A 571-nucleotide genomic window follows, 5' to 3' on the forward strand; every position below is an offset into this window, starting at 1 on the left:
GAACGGTCGTTTGTCGAAGGCGGCAAGCGTCGGCGCGTCGATGTAAAAAGGCGTGCCGAATGTGTGCAGCAGCCGGTCGACGGCCATCGATCGGCCCGGCGTCAGCGGCACTTTGGCGGCCGCGATCGGCCCCAGCGCCGCGTCGTCCACCGCGGCCTCGCGAAAGAAGATATAGGAGCGGTTCTGCCACAGGATCTCGTCGACCCGCTCCGGATGCGCCTTGAACCAGCCGCGGATCGACTGCATCGTCACCTCGGCGAGCGGAATTTCGCCCAGCTCGCTTAGGATTTTGCCCGGCCCGGTGAAACGCTGGCCGGATTTGGCGGCGTAGGTGACGCGGCAAAGCCGGCCATCGGTCATGGCAAGCCGCGCCGCGCCTTGCACATGGATGAAAAAGGCGTCGACCTTGTCGGCCAGCCAGGCGATCTCCAGCCCCTGGCCGGCGAGCGCGCCGCGCTCGATCGCGCCACGGTCGGGATATTCGGCCAGCCCGTCGGCGGTCCGGCGGGCGAAGGCGAGATAAGGATCCATTCCGGCGGGCCGATTGGCATCGTTGACATCGACGAGGTCG

At 67.1% G+C, this 571-nt stretch carries 1 protein-coding gene; it reads right to left on the reverse strand.

Annotated features, from left to right (window positions below; genetic code table 11):
* Positions 1–571 (reverse strand): MltA domain-containing protein (locus O7A61_RS32345; RefSeq protein WP_337133197.1); only part of this gene is annotated, 571 nt, incomplete at both ends.

Origin of the sequence: Mesorhizobium sp. Cs1321R2N1, from assembly GCF_037179725.1 — a bacterium.
In the GTDB taxonomy this organism is placed as follows: domain Bacteria; phylum Pseudomonadota; class Alphaproteobacteria; order Rhizobiales; family Rhizobiaceae; genus Mesorhizobium; species Mesorhizobium salmacidum.